This is a genomic window from Agrobacterium sp. lyk4-40-TYG-31 (assembly GCF_030209855.1).
In the GTDB taxonomy this organism is placed as follows: domain Bacteria; phylum Pseudomonadota; class Alphaproteobacteria; order Rhizobiales; family Rhizobiaceae; genus Agrobacterium; species Agrobacterium vaccinii.
This window is the reverse complement of record NZ_JARVRE010000003.1, coordinates 458,810-466,280: the sequence shown is the minus strand read 5'-3', so window position 1 is coordinate 466,280 and position 7,471 is coordinate 458,810. Positions and strand designations below refer to the sequence as shown.

Below are 7,471 nucleotides of genomic sequence, written 5' to 3'. Positions count from 1 at the left end.
CGTCGCGGGTCCCGAGGGCGAGGAAATCCACCCGGACCAATATGGCCGCATCAAGTTGTGGTTCCCGTGGGACCGCAAGGCGAAGAAGGATGGAACAGATACCTGCTGGGTACGGGTCAGTCAGGCATGGGGTGGTGGAACATGGGGTGCGCAGGTCATTCCGCGTATCGGCATGGAAGTGATGGTCGCCTTCGTGGATGGTGATCCTGACAAACCCCTTGTCATTGGGGTTGTGCCGAACCCTGCGAACTCAGTACCCTACGATCTGCCAGCTAACAAAACCCGGATGGCGATACGCTCCAACACCCACAAGGGCCAAGGTCATAACGAACTCACCTTTGAGGATGAAAAGGGACAGGAAAATTTGTTCCTGCACGCCCAAAGGGACCAGACTGTAAAAGTTCTGAATAATCAGACAAGTCGTGTTGATGCCAACGCTGTTCACTCAGTTGGCACGAACCAATCTCTGGAAGTAGGCTCCAATATGAGCCAACAGGTGGGCGGTGGCTTGAACATGGTCGTCGGTGGTGTAGGCGGTGCAGTGAACGCTATTGCGGGAGGACTGCTCGCCGGGCTTTCAGGGACCAGTGCTGGTATGCTGGAACATGCGATGTCACTGGCTTCCGCTGCGGGACAAGACAGCCCATCATCGGAAAACAAAAACCTTGCAGCAGCACAAGCAGCAGGCGGTGAACACTCTGCTGAATCAGGTGGCGGAGCAAGTGACTTTCTTTCTCAGGCCGCCGGTTACATGGGCCTCATGTCTGCGGGTGCTTTGGGCACTGTCGCCTCATCAATCGATACAATACGCGCGGGGGTTAATGACGCTGCCGTCAGCGAGTTGCGCACCGATGCCGGTGATGCAATGCGATCGGCAGGTTCGGGACTTGGCTCACAAGTCGCATCAATGATCGGACAGGGCGTTTTCAACACGCTTGTCAGCCGCATGCAAAACACCAGCGTGGGCATGGCTCAGACTGAGCAAGTCGGTGTCGCAAAGGTCGTCACCGTAGGCCAAGTCTATAACCAGACGGTCGGGCATACGAAAAACATCTCGATTGGTAAGGAGCTATATGTAGCCGTTGGCGGTGGCGAGGATGCCGACGGAAACGTGCAGCCGCCAAAATCAATGCTCATCATGAAAGATGACGGAACCATTATCCTAAAAGGCGTCAAGATTTTCATTGACGCGGATAGTCACGTTCAAATCACGACACCAATGCTTGACCACAACTAGGAGAAGTATGTGCCGGAGCTTGTCAATCATACACCTTATCCCAATTTCAGATATTATAGTAGCGACAAGGCAGGGGTAGATTTTGGCGTCGTTATTGTAAAATGCACTTATGAGGTCGGCCCATCCGGGAGGTTGCTCAAGGCAGAGGAGCAGGCGCCCATGGTATTTACAGACATGTGCCATGGGGAGGTCAATCGCACTTCTCTTTGGCATCCTTCCGATCTTGTGCCACTTAAACCGGCTACTGATTTGATCGTGAATGGAGTTGCGCGTGCTCCTGGCTCGGAGCCTCTGCCATCGTGGACATGTGGTGTTCGCATCGAGGACGACGGGAATGTTCGATTAGAAAAGATCCTTCGCGTGACGGGCCCTCGAGAATGGCGGCCGATATGGAAACGCAGACTTTCCGAGAGCGAAAAGCAGGAGTGGCAGCTCCACCGCCGGTATTTTGATCGCTGGGAACTTTCAGAACCAACGTCGATTACAGAGTTGCCTCTTCATTATGAATATGCGTTTGGAGGTGAAGTTCCTCAGGGTCAAGATACAGATGGCAAGGCCGTATTTGATACGGACCATCGCAATCCACTAGGCCTCGGCAAAATTGATCCCGCCTGCACAGATCATAGCGCACCAATTCCCGCGCCTCAGATCGAAAGTATCAATGAGCCAGTCTCTGATCCCTATCAAGATATGATGCCCCAAAGCCTTGGGCCAATCCCGCCTGCGTGGTTACCACGTCGCCCCCTTGGGGGTACCTATGACCAGAACTGGAAAGACAATATCTGGCCTGCGTGGCCGCCGGATTATGACTTTGCCTATCACAATTCGGCACATCCGGACCTCATCCTCGACCCCTATCTGAAAGGTACAGAGACAATCCAGCTAACCGGATTGTCTGCTGCTTCGGAGACTTTTCATCTGCGCCTTCCCGGCGAGAAGCTTATCGTCGATTTTGTTGACTCTGATCGGCGTCTTATTCGCCAGAACATGGTGCTCGACACTCTTAACTTGGACATTTCCGCGCGCTCGGTTCGTGAGTGGCGCGTATTCGTGTCTTGGCGAACGCGCTTTCAGCCGGGACTGTACGATAGCGCAGTCATTCAGCGGGTGCTTCCAAATCATTCTGCCGAGAATGTTCGCGATACAATCAGGGAGAGGAAGGTCTCATGACCGAGGGAATGATTTCCGGGCGGAAGTGTGCGTCAAACACCATCGTGGCAAAGGGGCCGGATGTGTGCCGGACGCCAGTAGGATCATCTGTTGTAGATGTGGGATATTCCTCAGTAGCATTTTGCGATACCGCGACACGGTATTCGACGTCTGTGCGCAATAACGGTAAATTTGATCTCCAGATCAACTTCCGCACGACATGCTCCACTGGCAATGAACCGGGAACGCTTAGGGGTATCATCGAGCAGGGTCACATGGGGCCTGCTCATGTCGATACCGCGTCATCCTTCGTTTATTCGGAAGGCTGGGCGACGGTCAGCCATCGCGATCCATCTTGGATAAACCGGCCGGATCCAGGTCCGGTAGAACCGGTCAAACCCGTCGATCGGATCAAAATCTGATGACCGATGACCTATTCGATCCGAACCCCATGTCCGGTGGTGGCGGCAAATTCGAGCCGACGGGCCAAGGCGGTCAAAGTCTGACAGGCTTCACCCCCGTTCCAGCCGGTACACTGGGAGGAAAACCGTTCATCATGTCGCAATTTCGTCCACAGACAGACGAAAAGACTCTCCAGCATACCTACAATACGATTGTCAAAGGCAACGTCAACGCGGAGTTCAACTCCGGAGCAACTGCGGTCTCCGATCCTTATTCATGCCCGGTGTCAGAGTTCGAGGATCAATTGGTTCGTGAGGCGGAGGCAAGGCAGAAAGAAATCATCGGTAGGATAAACAAAAATCTAGATGAATCGAGTTGGTTTGGAACGAGATGGTGGCACGAGTACGAACTCGACACCGAGCAAAAAGTGCCGTTATCCGAGTACGTATACAGCGGCGGCTATCCTGTGGGGGGCAGCACCTACAAGAACGCCTATTTGATGCGGGAGATAGAAGACCGTTACCGGCTGATGAGTTTCGCAAAGGAAAATAATGATCCCGCGGCCTTTCGCAAACACTGTGAGGAAAAGAACAAGATAAATTCTAATACATCCGTTACCGAAACGGTTGTAATGGAAAATGTCAACCAGGTGCTTGTAGCTGCAGCCACTAGCGGCCGTGGCGGTATGAAAATGGGCGGCAGCCGCGCGAACCGCATGGCTGCGACACCCGGCCGGAGCGCTATGCGGCCCTCAAGGCGCATCGAATTTGTAAAAAAACCGGTGCAGTCTGCGCCCGCTGCCAAACCAGCTCAAAACACCTCGCCCCCCACAACTGCCGGCGAACCCGTATCGGTTGCGACCGGGGAGTACCTGGAAACTTGGCGGGATTTCCTGATCCCAGGCACATTTGCATTCGACGGCTCCCGCTACATGGGACTAAAGCTTAATCTGCCGGCACGTTATAAAAGCCCTCTCGGTCCCTGCCAGATCTCGATGTTTGACGAGATTTTTTCAAATCCCGAGCCCGGCAAACTCATTTTCCACAATGATAATGGCAAGTGCATCTGGTTTGATCGACCCTTCAATTTCCTGCCTTCCATCAATTCCGGTTATCCAAATCTTGAACTGAAGGCTCCTTGGCTGAAACAGCTGGCGCTTAAGAGTGGTGCGGTTACTCGCCATTTCCGGCAGTATGAGGACAAGATCTATCGGCTGGAAAGGATAACCGATCTCAACGGTTCCTATCTAGTCTTGCACCGCACGCCGGAAGGATGGTTGGATCGGGTCGAGGGGTCGGACGGGCTTTCACTCGATTTCGTCAATGACGGAGTAGGACAACGTCGGCGCATTACGCTGATCGGGACAGACGGAACCAGGCTGGAGCTAGCCCGCTACGCGTATGACAGCGCGGGACGCATGGTAAGTTCCGATTGCGCATTCGGCATGTCTGTTCGGTATATGTGGCAAGAGCGGCAGAACCTGCTTACAAGCTGGCGGAATATTACCGGCGCCTCAACGACGCGATTCACCTACGACACATTGGGTCGGGTGATTCATACCGCAACCAACGGCATCTGGAACCATGACAGATTTCACTACGATGTCGGAGAGACTGTCTACATGCCGGGCGGCATGGAGGCAGCAGCACAGCGCTTTCGCTATGACGAGAACGACAAGATCGTTGAGGAGATCGATGCTCTTGGAGGGTGTGTCGCTCACAGCTATGACCGCGCCGGTTTTCGTGTGTCGACAAGGGATCAAAACGGCCATGAAAACCGGACGCGCTATGATATTCATGGCAATGTCAAAGAGCAGGTGGATGGTGAAGGCCGCTCAACGAACTACGTCTGGGGCGACGACGGCGAATTACTGATGGTGCTTGACGGCGCGGGCAATCGCAAGACGTATGACCACGATGCGAATGCGAATGTCATCGCCGAAACGGATAGCGAAGGAAATGTCACGCGTCTGACACGCGACCAGAACGGTCGCGTCACCGCAACCGAATTTGCTGATGGTACGGTCGAACATCGCAATTGGGACAGCTTTAATAGGCTGGTTTCCATCCGTGACGTGCAAGGCGTCACGACAAGCTTCGAATATGACGTCTTCAACCGTCTCGTTGCGACAAAGGACGGTGTTGGCCGAGTGACACGGCGCGATTACCATGCGGGACCCGGCGGCTTTGACATGCCATCGCGGATTATCCGTCCGGATGGTGTGGCCGCAACTCGCAGCTTTGACGGACAGGGTGAACTTGCTTCGGTCACTGATGGAGAAGGCCGTTCTTGGACCTATCAGCATGGTGCCTTTGGCGTTCTGCAATCCGTTACAGATCCGAAGGGCGGCATCCTCTCATTTGAGTATGATATCGAAGGCCGGCTTTTGGAGGTGAAGAACGCCCGTGGCCAGATCTATCGCTACGGGCGTGATGCAGCTGGGCGGGTGATCGAAGAAGAAGATTTCGATGGAAGGATTGTCCGCTATCATCGTGATGCTTCAGGCCGTGTAACTGAAAAGAGAAAGCCCGACGGAACCCGTGTTCATTATACGTATGACAAGTCCGGCCTAGTCCGGCGGATCGAGGGAGTTGATCGTGAAGACACCTCCTGTGATCTCACCCGATTCTGGTATGATGCTCGTGGCCTGCTTGTTCGAGCCGAGAATGCAGCTGCGCTCGTGGAATTGCAGCGTGACCGCAACGGGCGTGTCATTGGTGAAACGCTGAACGGAAAGCGGATCAAGTCTACTCGCGACGTCATGGGTAATCGTGTGATGCGCGAGATTTTAGGAATCGGCGGCAGTCTCGTAACCTATATACGCGATCCACTCGGTGCCGTAAGAAAAATCCTTGTCGACGATACGGAGATTACCTTCCACCGCGATGCACTCGGACGTGAAACGCGCCGTGAGATTGGTGGATTCCGGCTCGCTCAGGGATATGACGATGCGGACCAGATGGTCAGCCAATCGGCCGGCCCCCAACAATCCGTTGACGTTGGCGTTTCTCGCCTTGGTTGGAATGTGCCATCGACGGACGGTCTGCGAGCCGGTCGCGCGACCATGGCGCGCATCTACGAATATGACAGGGCCTTCTCACCAACGCGTATCGATGACGGAAACTGGGGTGAAGTTCGTTACACATATGACGACAATGGCCAGCTTGTTTCTGCCGAAGGGAAAAGAGGAGCAGAACGGTTTGATTACGACGAAGCGCGTAATCTCTCCGGTGCATCATCGTCGGCCCCTTTTTCCAGCGGCAGCGCTGGCTACGGATCTGCTTTCGATGAGGCTTTCGGCTCCATCACGCCTGCAGGTCGACCATCTGGATGGCAGCGGAGCGCCGGCGGGATTGTTCAGATCGCACGCGGGCCTAAAGGTGAGGTTATCCGGCTTCTCCACGACGATTGTGGCCGGTTGATTGAGCGGCGAGTAGAGCGCGACGGTTTTCGGCCACAGTTCTGGCGCTACCGCTGGGACGTTCATGATCGCTTAGCCGCGGTCATCCAGCAAGATGGCGAGGAAACCTTTTTTCGCTATGATCCGTTTGGCCGTCGCGTTTCCAAGGTGAATCGTTTTTCGCAAGCTGAACGGGCACGAAACGCACGGCGATGGCCGACGCTTATCAGCGATGATGGCACCCCAAAGGTGTCCCGATCAACTCCGGTCGAACGGGCGGATGCAGAAAACGATCTTTCCTTGCCCGTGGTTGGCACGGCCTATCTCTGGGACGGCGTTCATATGATCGAGGAGGCACCTCTCAGACTTGATGGCCATGTCGCTTGGGATCAGGCGGTTCGTTGGCATTTCGAGGACGCCGATAGCGACGACGAAAACGCCTCCATGCGGCTCATGGCAAAACAACTGCCAGTTGGAACGGAACTGCCGGATGGAACGGTGCTCAAGGAAACCACCTTGTTTCCGATGGTCTGTGATACCGTCGGCACTCCGAAAGAGATGTTTGACGGCAAGGGAAACCTCGTTTGGGCGGCGGACCATTACGTCTGGGGTGAGGTCCGCGCAGTTAGGACGCGGGGCGTGCTCGTGGCTAAGCTCGCCTATGACCGACAACCGGACGCATTCTTCTGCCCCTGGCGTTTTCCTGGCCAATACGAGGATTCCGAAACGGGGTTGTTCTACAATCGACACCGCTATTATGACCCGTTGATCGGTTACTATGCTTGCCCTGATCCTATCGGGCTTATGGGCGGGGATCGGCCGATGGGCTATGTCGAGAACCCCCTAATATGGAGCGATCCGTTCGGCCTTAGCGCGCGCGCCAACTACCAGCGGCCACCGCCCACGGCGTCGGCAAACTGGGATACCGGCCGTAAGCAGTATTGGCGAACAAGCTACCGAAACGAAATCGCCAATCCAAGCGGCAAATATTCCAACGATAACCTTGCCCGCATGAGAACCGGTGGAGCGCCGATGATGACAATTGTCGTCAAGAACAGAAAGACCGGTGCCATCGAGCAAATGGACGTTCCCGTGGAATTGCATCACCGCCAGTTGCCTCAACGCCAAGGTTCGAAACGAGCCAATGAAGCATGGAACTTGACACCGGCAGCACCTTGGGCACACGAAGGTATGGACCCTTACAGGCACACGGGTTACGATCTAGTCCGGATCCAAAAAGGTCCTAATTCATGGACGAAGGCGCCCTAGAGGAGATTTGCAAT

4 protein-coding genes are annotated in these 7,471 nt (G+C 54.8%); all 4 read left to right on the top strand.

Going from position 1 to position 7,471, the window contains the following annotated elements:
* On the top strand, positions 1-1,237 hold a 1,237-nt coding region (locus QRN55_RS05325), incomplete at its 5' end, for a type VI secretion system tip protein TssI/VgrG (protein WP_284775432.1).
* A 9-nt stretch (positions 1,238-1,246) separates the two neighbouring features.
* Positions 1,247-2,407: a DUF2169 family type VI secretion system accessory protein gene (locus QRN55_RS05320; protein WP_284775431.1), complete on the top strand. Its 1,161-nt coding sequence runs from the start codon at positions 1,247-1,249 to the stop codon at positions 2,405-2,407.
* Positions 2,404-2,808, top strand: coding sequence for a PAAR-like domain-containing protein (locus QRN55_RS05315; RefSeq protein WP_284775429.1), 405 nt, complete (start codon positions 2,404-2,406; stop codon positions 2,806-2,808). The genes QRN55_RS05320 and QRN55_RS05315 overlap by 4 nt, the downstream gene beginning before the upstream one ends.
* Positions 2,808-7,457 (top strand): RHS repeat-associated core domain-containing protein, encoded by a 4,650-nt coding sequence (locus QRN55_RS05310; protein WP_284775427.1) that lies wholly within the window; start codon positions 2,808-2,810, stop codon positions 7,455-7,457. The genes QRN55_RS05315 and QRN55_RS05310 overlap by 1 nt, the downstream gene beginning before the upstream one ends.
* Positions 7,458-7,471: the final 14 nt, after the last annotated feature.

Bases quoted from the DNA above. Each gene is read 5' to 3' on its own strand.
- QRN55_RS05315 (WP_284775429.1), top strand. From the start codon at position 2,404: ATGACCGAGGGAATGATTTCCGGGCGGAAGTGTGCGTCAAACACCATC.
- QRN55_RS05310 (WP_284775427.1), top strand. From the start codon at position 2,808: ATGACCGATGACCTATTCGATCCGAACCCCATGTCCGGTGGTGGCGGC.